This is a genomic window from Pseudomonas sp. NyZ201, assembly GCF_049860765.1.
In the GTDB taxonomy this organism is placed as follows: domain Bacteria; phylum Pseudomonadota; class Gammaproteobacteria; order Pseudomonadales; family Pseudomonadaceae; genus Aquipseudomonas; species Aquipseudomonas bharatica.
Map to the genome: position 1 here is coordinate 903,721 of NZ_CP187557.1, position 17,151 is coordinate 920,871.

Consider the following 17,151-nt stretch of genomic DNA (forward strand, 5'->3'; position numbering starts at 1 on the left):
CGCGACTTGAGCTGAAAGAAAGGGCCCTTCGGGGCCCTTTTTTTATGCCTTGCGCGGACCCTGTGGGAGCGGGTTCACCCGCGATTGCGATAGCGGGCCCGCCACCGCAATCGCGGGTGAACCCGCTCCCACAGGGATTCGCGGCGTGCTTTCCAACAACTTGCATCTTGCAAGCGAAACGGCAGCCCACTTTGCAAATTGCACGATCCAGCAAAACCTTTTTATTCGTAACTTACTGTTTTTAAACGATTTTATTTGGGCGAAAAACTGGCACAGCCCCTGCAATAACCCAAGTACACCTGCCGCCAGGACATGTCGGCGCAGGCCCTTTCGAAAAACAGGAGTGTCTCGTATGAAGAAGTTCGCTATCGCTGCTGCCACCGCTACTGCCCTGACCCTGACCCTGGGCAATGTCGCCTTCGCTGCTCAACAGTCCACCCAGGCTCCGATGATGCTCGCAGCCGGTGAAGTGACCAAAGCGAAGGAAGCCACTTCCGACACCTGGATCACCACCAAGGTCAAAGCCGACCTGGTCACCGAGAAAGGTATTCCAGGTACCGACATCAAGGTCGAGACCAACAAGGGTGTGGTATCGCTGTCCTCCGACGTGGCCGTGACTTCGGCGCAGAAAGACACCGCCGTTGCCATCGCCAAGAAAATCAAAGGCGTACAGGCTGTTTCGGCTGATGGCCTGAAAACCAACTGATAATGGTTTGTTCCGCTCGCTGATCCTGACGGTTCATGCGACAGCCCAAAAGGATTTGGGCGCCCCGAGCCCCGGCCATGCGCCGGGGCTCACTTTTTTGGCTGGCGGAAAATCACTCTGCGTCGAGATGCAATGGAGTGATGACCCGCCCATCGGATTCGGCTTCGCCCAGGCTGGCATCGATGAAGTAGACGCGGTCATCCTCCAGCTTGCCCTTGTCCACCAGGTAGTCCTTGATGCTGCTGGCCCGCGCCTGGCCCAGCTGACGAAGCAGAACGCTGCTTTCCGCCCAGCTCTTCAGCACCGCGTCACGCATATTGGCAATACGCTGCTTGGTGTCCAGTTGCTCCCATTCCTTGGGTGGCTGTTGTTTCAGGCGGGAGCGGTAGATGCCCTCGAGCATGGCCGGCTTGTCATCTTCCGGCACCTGAAGCATCGAGGCCTGGGCTGGAACCTTGTCGCCACGTCGCTGCAGCATCTTGTAATAAGTGCTCTGGTATTCCCTTTCCAGGCGCTGCCCGGCGATCAGCGGGCCATCGCTGCTCTGGGCGCTGGTGCCTTCGATTTCCAGACGCAGGGTCGGGCGCTGCTGCAGGGCGGCGGCGAGCTTGTCCAGCGAGCCTTGGGCGTCCGCAGTCAGATCGCTGGAGCCGGGGGTGAAGGCGACAGTGCCAAGGTCTTCGGAGCCGCCGCCGGCGATCAGCCCGCCGATCAGCTTGAACGGCGCCTGTACCGCGCGCAGAACCAGGTTGCGCAACGTCTGCCAGACTATCGGCATTACGCTGAACTGCGGGTTGTTGAGATCGCCGGTGACCGGCAATTCGATGGAGATCTTGCCTTCGGTGTCCTTCAACAGGGCAATCGCCAGGCGGATCGGCAGGTCCACGGCATCTGGGCTGTCGACTTTCTCACCCAACTGCAGTTGCTCCACTACCACCTTGTTCTCGGCCTTGAGCTGGCCGTTGGTAATCAGATAGTGCAGATCGAGGTTGAGCCGGCCCTTGCGAATGCGATACCCGGCGAACTTGCCGGAGTAGGGGGTCAGGGTGGTCAGCTCGACCCGCTTGAAGCTGGTGGCGATATCCAGGCTGGCCAGCGGGTTGAAGGGATTGAGCGCGCCCTTGATGGTTACCGGCGCATAGCGGTCGACCTTGCCCTTCACATCGACCTTGGCCGGAACCGGCTGGCGGTTGTCGATGGTGCCGATCTGGCCATTGAGCTGCTGGATGGCGGTGGCGAAGTTCGGCGTCAGGCTGAAGTCGGCAAAGTTCGCCGAGCCATCGTTGATGGCGACCTGGCCAATGCGTATGCCCAGCGGCTTCTCGTTGCTGGCCGCAGTCCGGGCCTGGGGCGTGGTCTCTTTGCCGGCGGGCTGCGGAATCAGCAGGTCGTCGATGTTGGTGGTACGGTCCTCGTTGATCATGAAGCGCGCGTACGGCTGTTGCAGATCGACCCGGCCGATGCTCAGCGCGTCGCCGTGACGGTAGTCGATACCGCTCAGGTCAAGTTGCTGCCATTTGACGAAGTCGCGGTCCTTGATGGTGTCGAGGGTGTGCATCTGGTTGACGCGGGCCTTGCCGGCGACGGTGAAGGCCAGCGGCTCGGTGCTCTTCAGATCGACGTCGAGATCGGCACCGAGCATGCCGCTGCGCAATTCCAGGCGGATGAACGGGCTGATGTAGGCCTGGGCAATGCGCAGGTCGATGTCCTGGGTGCTGACTTTCAGCTTCGCCTTCACGGGGGCCAGGTTGACCTCGCCGGCCGCTTGCAGCTTGCCCTGCTTGCCAATGCCGCTATCGAGCCTGAGCGTGAAGGGCGCCTGGTTGAGGCTGTCGAAGTTCTGCAGGTCGGCGTTCAGCGGCCCCACATCCAGGGTGACCGGCTCTTTCCGGGTACGGTCAGCGAGATGAACCCGGTAGTTGCGCACCTGGGTGTCCTTGAGCAGCACCTGCCAGGGTTTGTCTTCCACGGCCTGTTCTTTCGGCGTAGGTTCGGCGGCGGCGGGCTCGGCCTTTTGCTTTTCGGTGGCCTTGGGCGGCTGGCTGGCGAACAGTTTCTGCCAGTCCAGTTGCCCATCGGCTTCCAGGGCAGCCCAGGTTTCCAGCTGGTCACTGCGGATCTTGCCGACGGTGACCAGTTGCTTGGCCAGGTCGATGGAGGTTTCGCTGACATCCAGCCTGGCCAAGCGTGCCAGCGGCCGGTCGTCCGGGGCCTTGATGGCGAAGGAAGATACGCCCAGCGTCAGGTTCTCCAGCAGCAGCTCGGTCTGCTTGCCGAGGCTGAAGTTGTAGTCGCTTTGCAGGTTCCAGGTGCCGTCTTCGAGCACTAGCGGTGCGGCATCGCGAACGTAGGGCCAGAAGGCTTTCATCTTGGCATCGCTGACTTTCAGCGAGCCCTTGGAGGCGATCGGCGACAGGCTGAAGGTGCCGGTCCAGTCGATCTGGCCACCGTTGGGGCCGGTAGCCACCAACGTCATGTCGGTGTTGTCGTCAGGCAGCGTGCTGAGGTTCTTCAACTCCAGGTTCATCGCATCGTAGAGGAATTCGATCGGCTCGCTCGGGCGGGCATCCTCGAAATGCAGGTAGCCGTCGCTCAGGCGGATGCTGCCGATGCGCAGTGGAAACGGTTCGCTGGCCGGTTCCTCGGGCTTGGGTTCGCTGGGAGGGAGCTTGAACAGATTGACCAGGTTGAGTTGTCCATCCTTGGCGAACAGTACCTCGGTGCGTGGCTTGACCAGCTCGACCCGCTCCAGGTGCAAGGCCTTGGTCCACAGGCTGTCCAGTTGCAGGTTGGCGTAAAGCTTCTCGAAGCCGAGTTGTTCCTTGCCCGGCTCGCCGATCTGCAGGCCCCAGACAGTCAACTCAAGGCTGAACGGGTTGAGTTCGATGCGCTGTAGGTGGGCGGGAACGGTGGCGTACTGTGCCAACTGCTGGTTGGCAATTCGCAGGGCAACGCCGGGGAGGATGAAGAAGCCGAGAAGGCTGTACAGGGCAAGCGCAACCAACAAGGCGCCGAGGGCGCGTTTCAATCCTTTGGGCATGTGCGGCATCTGCATGGAGAGCGGGACGCTTAGAGTATGGCAGGTAAATGGAGTTCCGAAGGCTGTCGGAGCGATCCGACAGCCACGCCATACAAATCTTTAAAGATGCAACACCAGGGTTTTCAGCGGCGGGCGAGCGTCCGAGGAGGGGAAGTCGGCTGCCGGGGTGATCACCTGCCATTCCCGCACCGGGCGTCCGGCTTTTTCGGCACAGCGCAATACCAATTCACGCCAATCGTCCATATCGACCTTGGCCAGATTGTTATTGCAGACCAGAACGCCGTCCTGGGCAGTGGTCAGCAGTGCCGGCTTGAGCAGGCTCTGGTAATCGCGCAACAGGTCCACGGTGCCGAAGGCGCTCTTGGCCCAGGCCGGCGGGTCGAGGAATACCAGGTCGTACTGGCGTGCCTGCAGGCGCGGGTAAGAGGGCAGTTTTTGTCCACGGCGCTGGCTGACCGGCAATCCTGCCAGTTGGCGAATGGCCGGGAAGTAATCGGACTGGACGAACTCCATCGGTGTTACCTGCGGATTGAGCGTGCCATTCTCTCGGCCCACTGCCAGGTTGCCTTCAGCGAAGTCCAGGTTGCATACCTCACGGGCGCCGCCCGCCGCAGCGGCAAGGCCGACGCCACAGGTGTAGGCGAACAGGTTGAGCACGCGCTTGCCAGCGCTGTGCTGCCTGACCCAGCCGCGGGCGTTGCGCAAGTCGAGGAACAGCAGCGGGTCCTGGCCGGCGTGGCGGCCGCGCACCCGGTAGTTCAGGCCCCACTCGTGGCCGACCATATCGGCCAGCGCCTCGTCGCTGGCCTCATGGACGGTGTCATGGCGGTCCACCCGGCTATTGCCCCGGGAGCGGTCGTTATAGACCAGGTGCAACGGCTGGCCGAGGAATTGTTCGATGGTCGCGTGCAGGTCCAGCAGGTCGTCCCGCTCCACGGTCTGGTGGAAGCTCTGCACCAGCAACTGTGGGCCATAGCGGTCGGCGGTGAGGCCGGGGGCGCCTTCCTGGCTGCCATGGAACAGGCGATAGCAGTCGGTGCCCTGGGCATGCAGTTCGGCGAGAAGGGATTGACGGTTGTCGAGGGCGGCGCGCAGCGCCTGGTTCAAGGAAGACATGCACGTGGCCTTGGTTGCGGGCGTGCAGTTTACCAGTTGCGCAACGGGGAGGGGCCCGGCGGCCCCTCCCCGCGTCGATCAGCGTTCGATCGCCAGGGCTACGCCCTGGCCGCCACCGATGCACAGGGTCGCCAGGCCTTTCCTGGCATCGCGCTTGATCATTTCATGCAGCAGGGTCACCAGCACGCGGCAGCCGGACGCGCCGATCGGATGGCCAAGGGCGATGGCTCCGCCGTTGACGTTGACCTTCGAGGCATCCCATTGCAGTTCCTTGCCCACCGACAGGGCCTGGGCGGCAAAGGCCTCGTTGGCTTCGATCAGGTCGAGCTGGTCCAGGCTCCAGCCGGCCTTCTCCAGGCAGCGGCGGGTGGCGCTGACTGGCCCGATGCCCATGATCGCCGGATCGACACCGGCATTGGCATAGGCCTTGATTCGCGCCAGCACCGGCAGGTTCAGCGCCTCGGCCTTGGCCGCGCTCATCAGCATCACGGCGGCCGCGCCGTCGTTCAGTGAAGAAGCGTTGCCGGCGGTAACGCTGCCGTCTTTCTTGAATGCCGGCTTGAGCTTGGCCAGGGCCTCGGCCGTAGTGCCGGCGCGGGGTTGCTCGTCGGTGGCGAATGCAACCGGATCACCCTTGCGCTGCGGGATCAGGATCGGGGTGATTTCCTCGACGAAGCGCCGGCTTTCGATGGCGGCGGCAGCCTTCTGCTGGGAGGCGGCGGCAAAGGCGTCCTGCTCTTCACGGCTGATCCCGTACTTTTCCACCAGGTTCTCGGCGGTGATGCCCATGTGATAGTCGTTGAAGGCATCCCACAGGCCGTCGCTGATCATGCTGTCGATCAGGCTCGCATGGCCCATGCGCAGGCCGGTGCGGGCACCTGGCATGACGTAGTTGGCCAGGCTCATGTTCTCCTGGCCGCCGGCGATGATGACCTCGGCGTCGCCACAGCGGATCGCCTGGGTCGCCAGGTGCAGGGCCTTGAGGCCGGAGCCGCAGACCTTGTTCAGGGTCATGGCGGGGACCGCGTGGGGCAGGCCGGCCTTGATCGCGGCCTGGCGCGCCGGGTTCTGGCCGGCACCGGCGGTCAGTACCTGGCCAAGGATCACTTCGTCGACCAGGGCGCCGTCCAGGCCGGTCTGGGCCAGCAGTTGACGGATCACGGCGGCGCCGAGATCGACGGCGGGAATATTCGCCAGCGCGCCCTGGAAGCTGCCGACCGCAGTACGGGTGGCGGCGACGATTACGACATCTTGCATGCTCTAGTCCTCTGTCTTGTTCGTTTTGACGTTGAGTCTGCGGTGGGCTCGCGCATAGTGGCACAGATGGGCAGGTCGGGGCAGTGGTGGCTTTGATGGCCTCATCGCTGGCAAGCCAGCTCCCACAGTGTCTGCGTCGAACATACATCCTGTGGTCAACACAAAACCCTGTGGGAGCTGGCTTGCCAGCGATGAGGCCATCAAGTCACTGCACACCCATCCGCCGCCGCGCCCGATGCACCGAGCCATCCCGCATCGCCCAGCGCAACACCGGCCCGACCAGCGCATTCATGCCCAGATCGACCACTCGCTGCTTCACCGGGCCCAGCCTCAACCCGAGCATGTCGCCGGCCCAATCGGGCAGCAGGCCGATCCCCGCCTGCATCATCAGGTTCCCCACTGGCCGGGCTATCCGGCTCGGCGCCGGGGCATTCAGTAGCACCCGCACCACCTCGCGGCTGCGCTCGTCGCAAACCAGTTGCGGACGTACCCGGCGCAGATAGTCCGCCACCTCCTGCCGCGACCTGGGCACATCCCGCGCTCCCAGCCGCTCGGCGATCAGGGCGATTTCGCTGTAGTAGGCATCCTGCGCCGCATCGGCCATGTGGCGGTTGCGGTAACGCAGGTGGGCGGCGAGGAAACTGCGTACCTCGGCGACATGCACCCAGGTCAGCAGGTCCGGGTCGCTGGCGGCATAGGGCGTTCCATCGGCAGCGTTGCCGGCGACCTGCTGGTGGATGGTCTTGACCCGTTCGATCAGCCATTCGGCATCGTCGGTCGCGCCGAAGGTGGTGCCGGAGATGAACTGGCTGGTGCGGCGCAGCCGGCCGAGCATGTCTTCGCGGAAATTGGAATGATCCCAGACCCCGGCCAGGGCCAGTGGGTGAAGCATTTGCAGGAGCAAGGCGCTGATTCCGCCTGCCAGCATGCTGGGGAAATCGCCGTGTACCTGCCAACTGAGGCTCTGCGGGCCGAACAGGCCGGGGTCGCCCTTGGGGTTTTCCAGGTCGAGTTGGCCGAGGGACAGGCCGGTGAGGCTGAGGAGCTGGGTTTCGATGCGGCGGCGTAGGGCTTCCATGAATACCTTTGGGCTCAGGTCGCTGGGACCGCTTCGCGGTCCTTCGCGGGCAAGCCACGCTCCTACCAGCGACGCGATGGTCTGTAGGAGCGTGGCTTGCCCGCGAAGGGCCGCAAAGCGGCCCCAAAATACCCGGTATATCAGGTATTCAAGCGCTTATCGATCAACCCTTGAACAACGCCGGGATCCGCCAGCGTCGAGGTATCCCCCAGGTTCTCCAGCTCGTTGCAGGCAATCTTGCGCAATATCCGCCGCATGATCTTGCCCGAACGGGTCTTGGGCAGCGCCGGTGCCCACTGGATCAGTTCCGGCTTGGCGAAGCTGCCGATCTCCTTGCTCACCAGCGCCAACAGCTCCTTCTTCAGCGCTTCGTCCGGTTCGATCCCGTTCATCGGCGTGACAAAGGCGTAGATGCCCTGGCCCTTGAGATCATGGGGATAACCCACCACGGCGGCCTCGGCGATGCTGTCATGCAGCACCAGCGCGCTTTCCACCTCGGCCGTACCGATGCGGTGCCCGGAAACGTTGATCACGTCGTCGATCCGCCCGGTTATCCACAGGTCGCCCTGCTCGTCGCGGCGCGCGCCGTCGCCGGTGAAGTAATAGCCGGGGAAAGGTTTGAAGTAGGTGTCGATCATCCGCTGGTGATCGCCATATACGCTGCGGATCTGTGCCGGCCAGCTGGCCTTGATCGCCAGCAGCCCGGCGCCGGGGCCTTCGATCAGCTTGCCTTGCTCGTCGAGCAGTACCGGTTGTACGCCGAACATGGGGCGGGTCGCGCAGCCGGGCTTGATATGCCGGTTGCTGATCAATGGGGTGAGCATGATGCCGCCGGTTTCGGTCTGCCACCAGGTGTCGACGATAGGGCAGCGCTGCTCGCCCACGGCATTGAAATACCACTCCCAGGCTTCCGGATTGATCGGCTCGCCAACGCTGCCGAGCAGGCGCAGGCTTTTGCGTGAGGTGCCCTGCAGCGGCCCCTGGCCTTCGCGCATCAGGGCGCGCAGGGCCGTCGGCGCGGTATAGAAGATGTTGACCTGGTGCTTGTCCACCACCTGCCAGAAACGCGAGGCGTCCGGGTAGTTCGGTACACCCTCGAACATCAGGCTGGTAGCACCGTTGGCCAGCGGCCCGTAGACGATATAGCTGTGCCCGGTGACCCAGCCGACATCGGCGCTGCACCAGAACACTTCGCCGTCGCGGTAATCGAATACCACCTTGAAGGTCATCGTCGCCTGCAACAGATAACCGGCACTGGTGTGCAACACCCCCTTGGGCTTGCCGGTGCTGCCGGAGGTGTAGAGGATGAACAGCGGATCCTCGGCATCCATCGGCTCCGGTGGGCAGTCGTCGCCGGCACCGGCCGTGGCGTCGTGGTACCAAAGGTCGCGCGGCTCGCTCCAGTCCACCTTGCCACCGGTGCGCCGTACCACCACGACGCTGCTGACATTCGGGCAACTGGCCAGGGCCTTGTCGACGTTCTGCTTGAGCGGGACGGTCTTGCCACCGCGTACGCCTTCGTCCGCGGTAATCACGGTGCGGCAGTCGGCATCGAGAATGCGGTCGCGCAGGGCATCCGGTGAGAACCCGCCGAATACCACGGAATGGATCGCGCCGATCCGTGCACAGGCCAGCATGGCGAAGGCCGCCTCCGGAATCATCGGCATGTAGATGCACACCCGGTCGCCCTTCTTCACGCCGCGCTGCTTGAGCACATTGGCCAGGCGGCACACCTGCTGGTGGACCTGGCGATAGGTGAGTGTGGCCGAACGCGAGGGGTCGTCGCTTTCCCAGATGATTGCCGGCCTCTCGCCATGTTCCTCAAGGTGGCGGTCGAGGCAGTTGTAGCTGACGTTGAGCCGGGCGTTCTTGAACCAGATCGCCTTGCCGCTGCGGATATCGCAGTCCTGCACGGTGCTCCACGGGCTGATCCAGTCCAGCCGGCGGGCCTGTTCGGTCCAGAATTGCTCGGGTTGCTCGATGGATTGGCGATAAAGGCGATCGTAGTCGCCCTGGCTCAGCTCGGCGGCACGGCTGACGGCATCGGCATGGGGGAATCGACTGATATCGAACATGGGCACCTGTCCTGTTGTTATGGACGGCGTTGCCTTCGTCGAGGACGCGGGGAAGCCTTTCGAAGGCAGCCGGGGCTCAGGACAGTGTAGCCGCTGCCCCCGGCCATGCCCGGGGGCGGCGACCGGGGGTCAGCCGCGGTGACGGCCGCGGAAGTAGTTGATCAGGCCCTGGGTCGAAGCATCTTCTGCCGGCTCCTCGATACCGCCGATCAGGCGCTGGTAGACGCCCTTGCCGAGCTCCTTGCCCAGTTCCACGCCCCACTGGTCGAAGGCGTTGATGCCCCAGATTACGCTTTGCACGAAAACCTTGTGCTCGTACATCGCAACCAGTGCGCCAAGACGACGCGGGCTGATGCGTTCGACCACCAGGGTGTTGCTCGGGCGGTTGCCCGGGATCACCTTGTGCGGCGCCAGCCTTTGCACATCGGCTTCGCTCATGCCCTTGTCGCGCAGCTCGGCCTCGGCTTCGACGCGGGTCTTGCCGAGCATCAGCGCCTGGCTCTGCGACAGGCAGTTGGCGTACAGCCACTGATGATGGTCGGCGACCGGGTTGAAGCTCACCACCGGGACGATGAAGTCCGCCGGGATCAACTGGGTGCCCTGGTGCAGCAACTGATGGTAGGCGTGCTGGCCGTTGCAGCCGACGCCGCCCCAGATCACCGGGCCGGTGTCATGGGTGACCGGCGTGCCGTCCTGGCGCACGTGCTTGCCATTGGACTCCATGTCCAGCTGCTGCAGGTGCTTGGTGATGTTGCGCAGGTAATGGTCGTACGGCAGGATCGCATGGCTTTGCGCTCCCCAGAAGTTGCCGTACCAGACACCGAGCAAGGCCAGCAGCACCGGCATGTTCTGCTCGAACGGGGCATTCTGGAAATGCTGGTCCATGGTGTAGGCGCCGGACAGCAGTTCCTTGAAGTTGGCGGTGCCGATGGCCAGGGCGATCGGCAGGCCGATGGCCGACCACAGCGAATAACGTCCGCCGACCCAGTCCCACATCGGGAAGATGTTCTCTTCGCGGATGCCGAAGGCGACGGCCGCCGCCTTGTTGCTCGACACGGCGATGAAGTGGCGATACAGCTCGGCTTCCGAACCGCCCTGGGCCAGGTACCAGGCGCGAGCGGCCTGGGCGTTCTTCAAGGTTTCCAGGGTGTTGAAGGATTTCGAGGAAACGATGAACAGCGTGGTTTCAGCGCGCAGGTTGGCCGACAGCTCATGGAACTCGCTGCCGTCGATATTCGCCAGGTAGTGGCAACGCACGCCGCGCTGGGCATAGGGCAGCAAGGCCTCGGAAACCAGTTCCGGGCCGAGGAAGGAGCCGCCGATGCCGATGTTGACCACGTCGGTGATCGGCTTCTCGCTGTAGCCGCGCCACAGGCCGTCGTGGATCTTGCCGACCAGCTCGGTAACCTGGTTGAGCACTTTATGCACGTCCGGCATTACGTTGACGCCATTGACGCTCAGTTTGTCGCCCACCGGACGGCGCAGCGCGGTGTGCAGTGCCGGGCGGCCTTCGGAGGCGTTGACGATCTCGCCGGCGAACAGTGCCTGGATGGCTTGCTGCAGGCCCACTTCATTGGCCAGCCCGACCAGCTTGTCGCGGGTCTCGGCATTGATCAGGTTCTTCGAGTAGTCGAGGAACAGACCGCAACTGCTCAGGGAAAACTGGTTGAATCGCTGCGGGTCGGCGTTGAAGGCCTCGCGCATGCTGAAATCCTGCATGGTTTCGCGGTGTTGCTGGAGTGCCTGCCAGGCTGGCAGTGCGGTGACATCATGAGGAGTACGGTAATACGCCATCGCTGCAGGGTTCCTTGATTGCTTGAACTGCCTTGGACACGGAGAACGTGTAGCCGTTACCGGCCCGTCGCGGATTATTTCGCGACAGGCCGGCAAAAGCCATTGAGATATGTCATTTCGCTTCAGCCTGTTCACCGGGCGTCCTGGCCCGGTGTATCCCGAGAGCTTAGTTGCCTTCGAGATTGAGGTGCAGGTTATCGATCAGGCGGGTAGGGCCAAGGTAGGCGGCGACCAGAATGACCAGGTCGTGGTCGCTGGCGAGGGCGGGGCGCAGGTCGACGGCGTGACGGACTTCCAGGTAGTCGGGCTTGAGGCCGGCCTCGGTCAGCGCCTGTCGACCCTCGGCGATCAGTGCCGGGAAATCGCGACGGCCCTGGCGGATGCCATCGGCCAATTGGCTCAGGGTGCGATAGACCACGGGGGCGATGGCACGCTGCTCGGCATTCAGGTAGCCGTTGCGCGACGACAGCGCCAGGCCATCCTCGGCCCGAACGGTCGGCTCGCCGATGATCTGGATCGGCATGTTCAGATCGCGGACCATGGCGCGGATTACCGCCAGTTGCTGGAAGTCCTTCTGGCCGAACACTGCGATATCCGGCTGGACCATGTTGAACAGCTTGCTGACCACGGTCGCCACGCCCTCGAAATGGCCCGGGCGGCTGGCGCCACACAGCCCTTCGGACAGTTGCGGGACGCTGACCCGGGTCTGTACGGCCATGCCGTCCGGGTACATTTCGTCCACGGTCGGGGCGAACAGCAGGTTGCAGCCGGCTTCGAGGAGCCTTTCCTGGTCGGCGGCGAGGGTTCGCGGATACTTGTCGAGGTCTTCACCGGCGCCGAACTGCAACGGGTTGACGAAGATGCTGGCAACCACGAAATCAGCGCGCTGGGCGGCCTTGGTCACCAGCGCGGCATGGCCGCTGTGCAGGTTGCCCATGGTCGGCACGAAGGCGATGCGCTTGCCTTCGCCGCGGGCACGGGCGACGGCGGCGCGCAGTTCAAGGACGGTCTTGACGGTATTCATGCGCTGAACCCGTGTTCGCTGCCGGGGAAGCTGACGTCCTTGACCGCTTGCACGTAGGCTTGCAAGGCGCTCTGGATGTCCGGCTGGCCGGCCATGAAGTTCTTCACGAACTTCGGCGCACGACCGCTCAGCGACAGGCCCAGCATGTCGTGCAGGACCAGAACCTGGCCATCGGTGGCGCTGCCGGCGCCAATGCCGATGACCGGGATGCTCACCGCCTGGGTGATTTCCGCGGCCAGCTCGCTTGGTACGCACTCCAGCAGCAACATGGCGGCACCGGCCTGCTCCAGGGCGATGGCGTCCGCGCGCATCTGGCGTGCCTGGTTTTCCTGACGCCCCTGGACCTTGTAGCCACCGAGGATGTTGACCGCCTGCGGGGTAAGGCCCAGGTGCATGCACACCGGCACGCCACGGTCGGCCAGCTGGCGTACGGTCTCGCCCAGCCAGGCCGCGCCTTCGAGCTTGACCATGTGCGCGCCGGCACGCATCAGCTCGGCGCAATTGGCGAAGGCCTGGTCGGCGGTGGCATAGGCCATGAATGGCAGGTCGGCGAGGATCAGCGCACCTTCGTTGCCGCGCTTGACGCTGGCGACGTGGTAGGCCATTTCCGCATTGGTCACCGGCAGTGTGCTGTCGTGGCCCTGCAGGACCATCCCCAGGGAGTCGCCAACCAGCAGGATCTCGACGCCGGCACGGGCCGCCGCCTGGGCGAAGGTCGCGTCGTAGCAGGTCAGCATGGCGATTTTTTCACCCTTGGCCTTGAGGGCCTGGAGAGTGGTCAGGGTTACGTCTGGCATGAAAAGCAATCCTCGTTCAGGCGCTGTGAAAACCACTGGAACGGCACATCATCGAGCGTGGTGTTTGGGGTCAATCCGTTCCCGGCCTTGTTTTACGGCACGGTCGTGCCACGGGACGCCTATAGTCGTGAGCGCGCGGGGGGAAGTCAATTGCCGTGTTACCGCATTGTTACGCCGGAACTGTTACGGGCGTTACCGCTGGGGGAGCGCCCGGCTACAGGCGCTCCAGCCCGATGAATGGGCAGGCTGCCAGCAGTTCTGCGAGAGAGCGCTGGTCCGCCAGACGGAAGTCTTCGGGCACCAGTTCGGCAAGGGGATAGAGCACGAAGGGGCGGGCGTGCATGTGGTAGTGCGGGACTTTCAGGCGCGGCTCGTCGATGACCTGGTCGGCATAGAGCAGGATGTCCAGGTCGAGCGTGCGCGGGCCCCAGCGCTCCTTGCGCTCGCGGCCCTGGTCGGCCTCGATGCCTTGCAGGGCGTCGAGCAGGTCGAGGGGGGCGAGGCTGGTGTCCAGCGCGGCCACGGCGTTGGTGTAGCGCGGCTGGCCCGGGGACAGGGAATCGCTGGCATAGAAGGACGAGACGCCCGCCAGTCGCGTATCCGGCAACTGCGCCAGCGCGTCGAGGGCGCTGCGCAGTTGCGCCTGGGGGTTGGCCAGGTTGCTGCCCAGGCCGATGTAGGCACGCTGGGTCATTCGCCAGCGCCACCGTCGGCGCGACGTCGCTTGCCCGGGCTGCGCTTGCGTTTGCGTGGGCCGGCACCGCTGCCGTCTTCGCGGCCGCCGAGGTCGCGGATCATGTCGCGGCGCTCGCTTTCATTGCACTCCTGGTAATCGGTCCACCACTGGCCGAGGTCATCCGTGTCTTCGCCGGCGCTTTCGCGCAGCAGCAGGAAGTCATAACCGGCACGGAAACGCGGATTGTCCAGGAGCAGGTCGGCACGCTTGCCGCTGCGACGCGGCAGGCGTTCCTGCATATCCCAGATTTCACGGATTGGCAGGGTGAAGCGCTTGGGAATGGCGATGCGCTGGCACTGTTCGAAGATCAACTGGTGGGCCGCTTCGTTCATTGCCGGGATCGGCGGCATGCCGCGGCCCTGCAGCTGCAGGGCGCGTGCTGGCAGGGCAGGCCAGAGCAGGGCGGCGAAAAGGAAGGCCGGGGTGACCGGCTTGCCTTGTTTCACCCGCAGGTCGGTGTTGATCAGCGCGTTGCTGATCAGCGTGTGGGTGTAGGTCGGCTGCTCTTCGAGGGCCTCGGCACTGGCAGGGAACAGCGGGTCGAACAGTTGCAGGTCGACCAGCATCTCGAAGGTGTCGGCAGCGTGGCCGGACAGGAACAGCTTCAGCGACTCCTCGAACAGCCGCGCCGCCGGGATTTCCCGCAGCATCGGCGCCAGTTCGCGGATCGGCAGCACGGTATGCTTCTCGATGCCGAAGTTGAGCTTGGCAGCGAAGCGCACGGCGCGCAGCATGCGCACCGGGTCTTCCTGGTAGCGCTGGGTCGGATCGCCGATCAGGCGGACCAGGCGGTTGCGCACATCGTGCACGCCGTTGGCGTAGTCGAGGATGCGCTCGCTGACCGGATCGTAGTACAGCGCGTTGATCGTGAAGTCACGGCGCTGGGCGTCGTCCTCCAGCGTGCCGTAGACGTTGTCACGCAGGATCCGGCCGCTTTCGTTGCGGGACGACTGGTGACTGTTTTCTTCTTCGTCAGTCGGATGGTTGGCACGGAAGGTCGCGACTTCGATGATTTCGCGACCGAAATGCACATGAACCAGCTTGAAGCGCCGGCCGATGATGCGTGCGTTGCGGAACTCGGCACGAATCTGCTCGGGCGTGGCGCTGGTGGCGACGTCGAAATCCTTGGGGGTGATGCCCAGGAGCAGGTCGCGTACGCAGCCACCGACCAGGTAGGCCTGGTAACCGGCGCTTTGCAGGCGCTCGACGATATTGACCGCGTGACGGCTGAATTGATGACGTTGCAGCGAATGCTGCGAATGGTTGATCACCTCGGGCGTGGTGCGCTTGTGGTGCTGGACGCGCGCCGGGGGACGGAAAGACTGGAACAGCTTCTTCAGCATGGGATGCACTGTTTGAAGGAATTTTCGGCCAGAAAGGAAGAATGGCCGCATGATGGGCACGGATTCTAGCATTTAGTCGGAAAAGGGTGTAGGCACCCGAGAAATGGGCTGGTAACGCTGCGCAGAGGGAGTGCCAGAAGGCGGAAACTACAAGGGGAGCCGAAGCTCCCCAAGAAGTAGTTGCGTGCTCTTATTGTTTTTTTGTCGGGCTTCTTGTTTTTGTTCATGCCCTGATCCACTGAATGCCCTGGGGCCTGTGGACTGTCTCCCTAACCGGGAGTACAAGAGCAAACGGATTGCTTTGGTCGCTGACGTTGCGATGACCTTTCGATCCAACCAGTTCAGGTTCTGCTTGAGTGCAGTTTTTGTTGTTCTCTACCTGGTTGTGGGGCAAGCCCCAAACACAACTCCTCTCCAAAAGAATCAGTTAGCTGCGCCTCCGCCGTCTTGTTCTTATTGTGCGTGAGCCGATTCGTCTTATTTTTATTGTGTTTTGCCGTGCTTGTTATTGTTCTTGTACCGAACATATAGCAGGTGCCGTGCCAACTTTTGCAAAGCCCAGTAAAACAAGGGGTTAGCACGGTCATGGGGCATTTTCGAGGCGTAAAAAAACCGGGGTTTCGTTACCGTAAGCCCCGGTTTCTGTTACGGCGTCGCCGTGAGGTAACAGTTTTTGGCCGAAACGCGGTGTTACCGAATGAGGGTGACACCGTGTCGCACCCTCCTGTCAGCTTTCGCTGGTGGCCCCGCTCTTGCGTCGTGGAATGCCCAGGCGCTGGCGGCGTTCCCACAGGCATTTGCGGCTTACCCCGAGCTTGCGTGCCAGCTCGGTCTCGGTCATGTGGTCCTGGTGTTCGAGAACGAAGTGCTGGAAATAGTCCTCCAGCGACAGGTCCTCGGTAGGCTCATGGCTGGCGGCGTTGGCCTGGCTGGCGATGGCCGGAAGGGTGTCGAAGGCGTCGTCGTCTTCCAGGTCACCCAGTTCGATATCGATGCCCAGCAGGTCTGCGGAAATCTCCGGGCTCTCGGAAAGAATCACCGCACGCTCCACTGCGTTTTCCAGTTCACGTACGTTCCCCGGCCAGGAGTAATGACGGATCGCCTGCTCGGCGTCGTGGGCAAACTTCAGGTCGTTGCGTCCGATTCGGGCCGCCTGGCGGGCGAGGAAGGCATTGGCGATCTCGTTGACGTCGGCACCGCGCTCGCGCAGGGCGGGCAGCTTGAGGGCGATGACGTGCAGGCGATAGTAAAGGTCCTCGCGGAACTGACCGACCTTGGCCAGGTTCTTCAGGTCGCGGTGGGTGGCGGCAATCAGGCGGACATCGACTTTCTGCGATTGCACCGAACCGACCCGGCGGATCTCGCCTTCCTGCAGCACGCGCAGCAGGCGGGCCTGGGCTTCCAGTGGGAGTTCGCCGATCTCGTCGAGGAACAGGGTGCCACCATCGGCAGCTTCCACCAGGCCGGCGCGGCCGGCACTGGCGCCGGTGAACGCGCCCTTCTCGTGGCCGAACAGCTCGGATTCGATCAGGGTTTCCGGGATCGCCGCGCAGTTCACCGAGATCATCGGCGCCTTGGCCCGACGCGAGAGATTGTGCAGGGCACGGGCCACCAGCTCCTTGCCGGTACCGGATTCGCCCTGGATCAGGACATTGGAATCGGTGGGCGCCACCTTGCGGATCTTGCTGTACAGGTCCTGCATGGGCGCACAGGAACCGATGATGCCGATTTCGCCGTTGGCATTGGCCGTGCCAGCCGCCTTGTCCGCGGCAGGCGCCTTGGCGTTGCTGCGTTCCACCGGCGCCGCCGGCGCATTCTGCCGGTCGCGCAGGATACGGGCGACGGCCTGGAGCATTTCATCGTGGTCGAACGGCTTGGCGATGTAGTCCACCGCGCCCATCTTCATCGAGTCGACCGCCGAGCGCAGGCTGGCATAGCTGGTCATGATCAGCACCGGTGTGCCCTGACCCAGCTTTATCAGCTCGGTACCGGGGGCACCCGGCAGACGCAGGTCGCTGACGATCAGGTCGAAGGTGGCGATGCTGAACCGCTCCTGGGCTTCCTGCACCGACCCGGCCTCGCTGACCTGGTACTGGTTGCGTTCCAGCAGGCGGCGCAGGGCGGAACGGATGATGGTTTCGTCTTCGACGATCAGAATATGAGGCATTGATTCAATTCTCTCGAC

The 17,151-nt window shown here is 63.5% G+C and carries 12 protein-coding genes; 1 reads left to right on the forward strand and 11 read right to left on the reverse strand.

Features of this window, described 5'->3' with window-relative positions; translation table 11 throughout:
• Positions 1 to 352 precede the first annotated feature (352 nt).
• Positions 353 to 706 (forward strand): BON domain-containing protein, encoded by a 354-nt coding sequence (locus ACPFMA_RS04140; RefSeq protein ID WP_009404305.1) that lies wholly within the window; start codon positions 353 to 355, stop codon positions 704 to 706.
• A 112-nt stretch (positions 707 to 818) separates the two neighbouring features.
• Here the strand turns inward: ACPFMA_RS04140 and ACPFMA_RS04145 are convergent, their stop codons facing one another.
• From ACPFMA_RS04145 to ACPFMA_RS04195, 11 genes are all read right to left on the reverse strand, one after another.
• On the reverse strand, positions 819 to 3,746 hold the full coding sequence (locus ACPFMA_RS04145; protein ID WP_425929725.1) for a DUF748 domain-containing protein: 2,928 nt from the start codon (positions 3,744 to 3,746) through the stop codon (positions 819 to 821).
• 99 nt (positions 3,747 to 3,845) lie between these two features.
• A complete protein-coding gene (locus ACPFMA_RS04150; RefSeq protein ID WP_425929726.1) occupies positions 3,846 to 4,862 on the reverse strand; it encodes a class I SAM-dependent rRNA methyltransferase in 1,017 nt (338 codons plus the stop codon).
• A gap of 78 nt (positions 4,863 to 4,940) precedes the next feature.
• A complete protein-coding gene (locus tag ACPFMA_RS04155) occupies positions 4,941 to 6,119 on the reverse strand; it encodes an acetyl-CoA C-acetyltransferase (RefSeq protein ID WP_425929727.1) in 1,179 nt (392 codons plus the stop codon).
• A gap of 205 nt (positions 6,120 to 6,324) precedes the next feature.
• Complete coding sequence (locus tag ACPFMA_RS04160) at positions 6,325 to 7,197, reverse strand: oxygenase MpaB family protein (protein WP_425929728.1); 873 nt, start codon at positions 7,195 to 7,197, stop codon at positions 6,325 to 6,327.
• A 140-nt stretch (positions 7,198 to 7,337) separates the two neighbouring features.
• A complete protein-coding gene (gene acs, locus ACPFMA_RS04165; protein WP_064303371.1) occupies positions 7,338 to 9,272 on the reverse strand; it encodes an acetate--CoA ligase in 1,935 nt (644 codons plus the stop codon).
• 129 nt (positions 9,273 to 9,401) lie between these two features.
• A complete protein-coding gene (gene pgi, locus ACPFMA_RS04170; RefSeq protein ID WP_420059072.1) occupies positions 9,402 to 11,066 on the reverse strand; it encodes a glucose-6-phosphate isomerase in 1,665 nt (554 codons plus the stop codon).
• Positions 11,067 to 11,232: 166 nt separating this feature from the next.
• Positions 11,233 to 12,090 (reverse strand): pantoate--beta-alanine ligase, encoded by an 858-nt coding sequence (panC, locus tag ACPFMA_RS04175; protein ID WP_425929729.1) that lies wholly within the window; start codon positions 12,088 to 12,090, stop codon positions 11,233 to 11,235.
• Positions 12,087 to 12,887: a 3-methyl-2-oxobutanoate hydroxymethyltransferase gene (panB, locus tag ACPFMA_RS04180; RefSeq protein WP_009404315.1), complete on the reverse strand. Its 801-nt coding sequence runs from the start codon at positions 12,885 to 12,887 to the stop codon at positions 12,087 to 12,089. The genes panC and panB overlap by 4 nt, the downstream gene beginning before the upstream one ends.
• 214 nt (positions 12,888 to 13,101) lie before the next feature.
• Complete coding sequence (folK, locus tag ACPFMA_RS04185) at positions 13,102 to 13,581, reverse strand: 2-amino-4-hydroxy-6-hydroxymethyldihydropteridine diphosphokinase (RefSeq protein WP_420059071.1); 480 nt, start codon at positions 13,579 to 13,581, stop codon at positions 13,102 to 13,104.
• On the reverse strand, positions 13,578 to 14,966 hold the full coding sequence (locus ACPFMA_RS04190) for a polynucleotide adenylyltransferase PcnB (RefSeq protein WP_009403751.1): 1,389 nt from the start codon (positions 14,964 to 14,966) through the stop codon (positions 13,578 to 13,580). Before ACPFMA_RS04190 ends, folK begins: the two co-directional genes overlap by 4 nt.
• Positions 14,967 to 15,693: 727 nt before the next feature.
• Positions 15,694 to 17,133 carry a sigma-54-dependent transcriptional regulator gene (locus tag ACPFMA_RS04195; protein ID WP_064303375.1) on the reverse strand — a complete coding sequence of 480 codons (1,440 nt, stop codon included), beginning with the start codon at positions 17,131 to 17,133 and terminating at the stop codon, positions 15,694 to 15,696.
• Positions 17,134 to 17,151: the final 18 nt, after the last annotated feature.

Coding starts and splice junctions, on each gene's coding strand:
- ACPFMA_RS04140 (WP_009404305.1), top strand. CDS start 353: ATGAAGAAGTTCGCTATCGCTGCTGCCACCGCTACTGCCCTGACCCTG.
- ACPFMA_RS04145 (WP_425929725.1), bottom strand. CDS start 3,746: ATGCCCAAAGGATTGAAACGCGCCCTCGGCGCCTTGTTGGTTGCGCTT.
- ACPFMA_RS04150 (WP_425929726.1), bottom strand. CDS start 4,862: ATGTCTTCCTTGAACCAGGCGCTGCGCGCCGCCCTCGACAACCGTCAA.
- ACPFMA_RS04155 (WP_425929727.1), bottom strand. CDS start 6,119: ATGCAAGATGTCGTAATCGTCGCCGCCACCCGTACTGCGGTCGGCAGC.
- ACPFMA_RS04160 (WP_425929728.1), bottom strand. CDS start 7,197: ATGGAAGCCCTACGCCGCCGCATCGAAACCCAGCTCCTCAGCCTCACC.
- acs (WP_064303371.1), bottom strand. CDS start 9,272: ATGTTCGATATCAGTCGATTCCCCCATGCCGATGCCGTCAGCCGTGCC.
- pgi (WP_420059072.1), bottom strand. CDS start 11,066: ATGGCGTATTACCGTACTCCTCATGATGTCACCGCACTGCCAGCCTGG.
- panC (WP_425929729.1), bottom strand. CDS start 12,090: ATGAATACCGTCAAGACCGTCCTTGAACTGCGCGCCGCCGTCGCCCGT.
- panB (WP_009404315.1), bottom strand. CDS start 12,887: ATGCCAGACGTAACCCTGACCACTCTCCAGGCCCTCAAGGCCAAGGGT.
- folK (WP_420059071.1), bottom strand. CDS start 13,581: ATGACCCAGCGTGCCTACATCGGCCTGGGCAGCAACCTGGCCAACCCC.
- ACPFMA_RS04190 (WP_009403751.1), bottom strand. CDS start 14,966: ATGCTGAAGAAGCTGTTCCAGTCTTTCCGTCCCCCGGCGCGCGTCCAG.
- ACPFMA_RS04195 (WP_064303375.1), bottom strand. CDS start 17,133: ATGCCTCATATTCTGATCGTCGAAGACGAAACCATCATCCGTTCCGCC.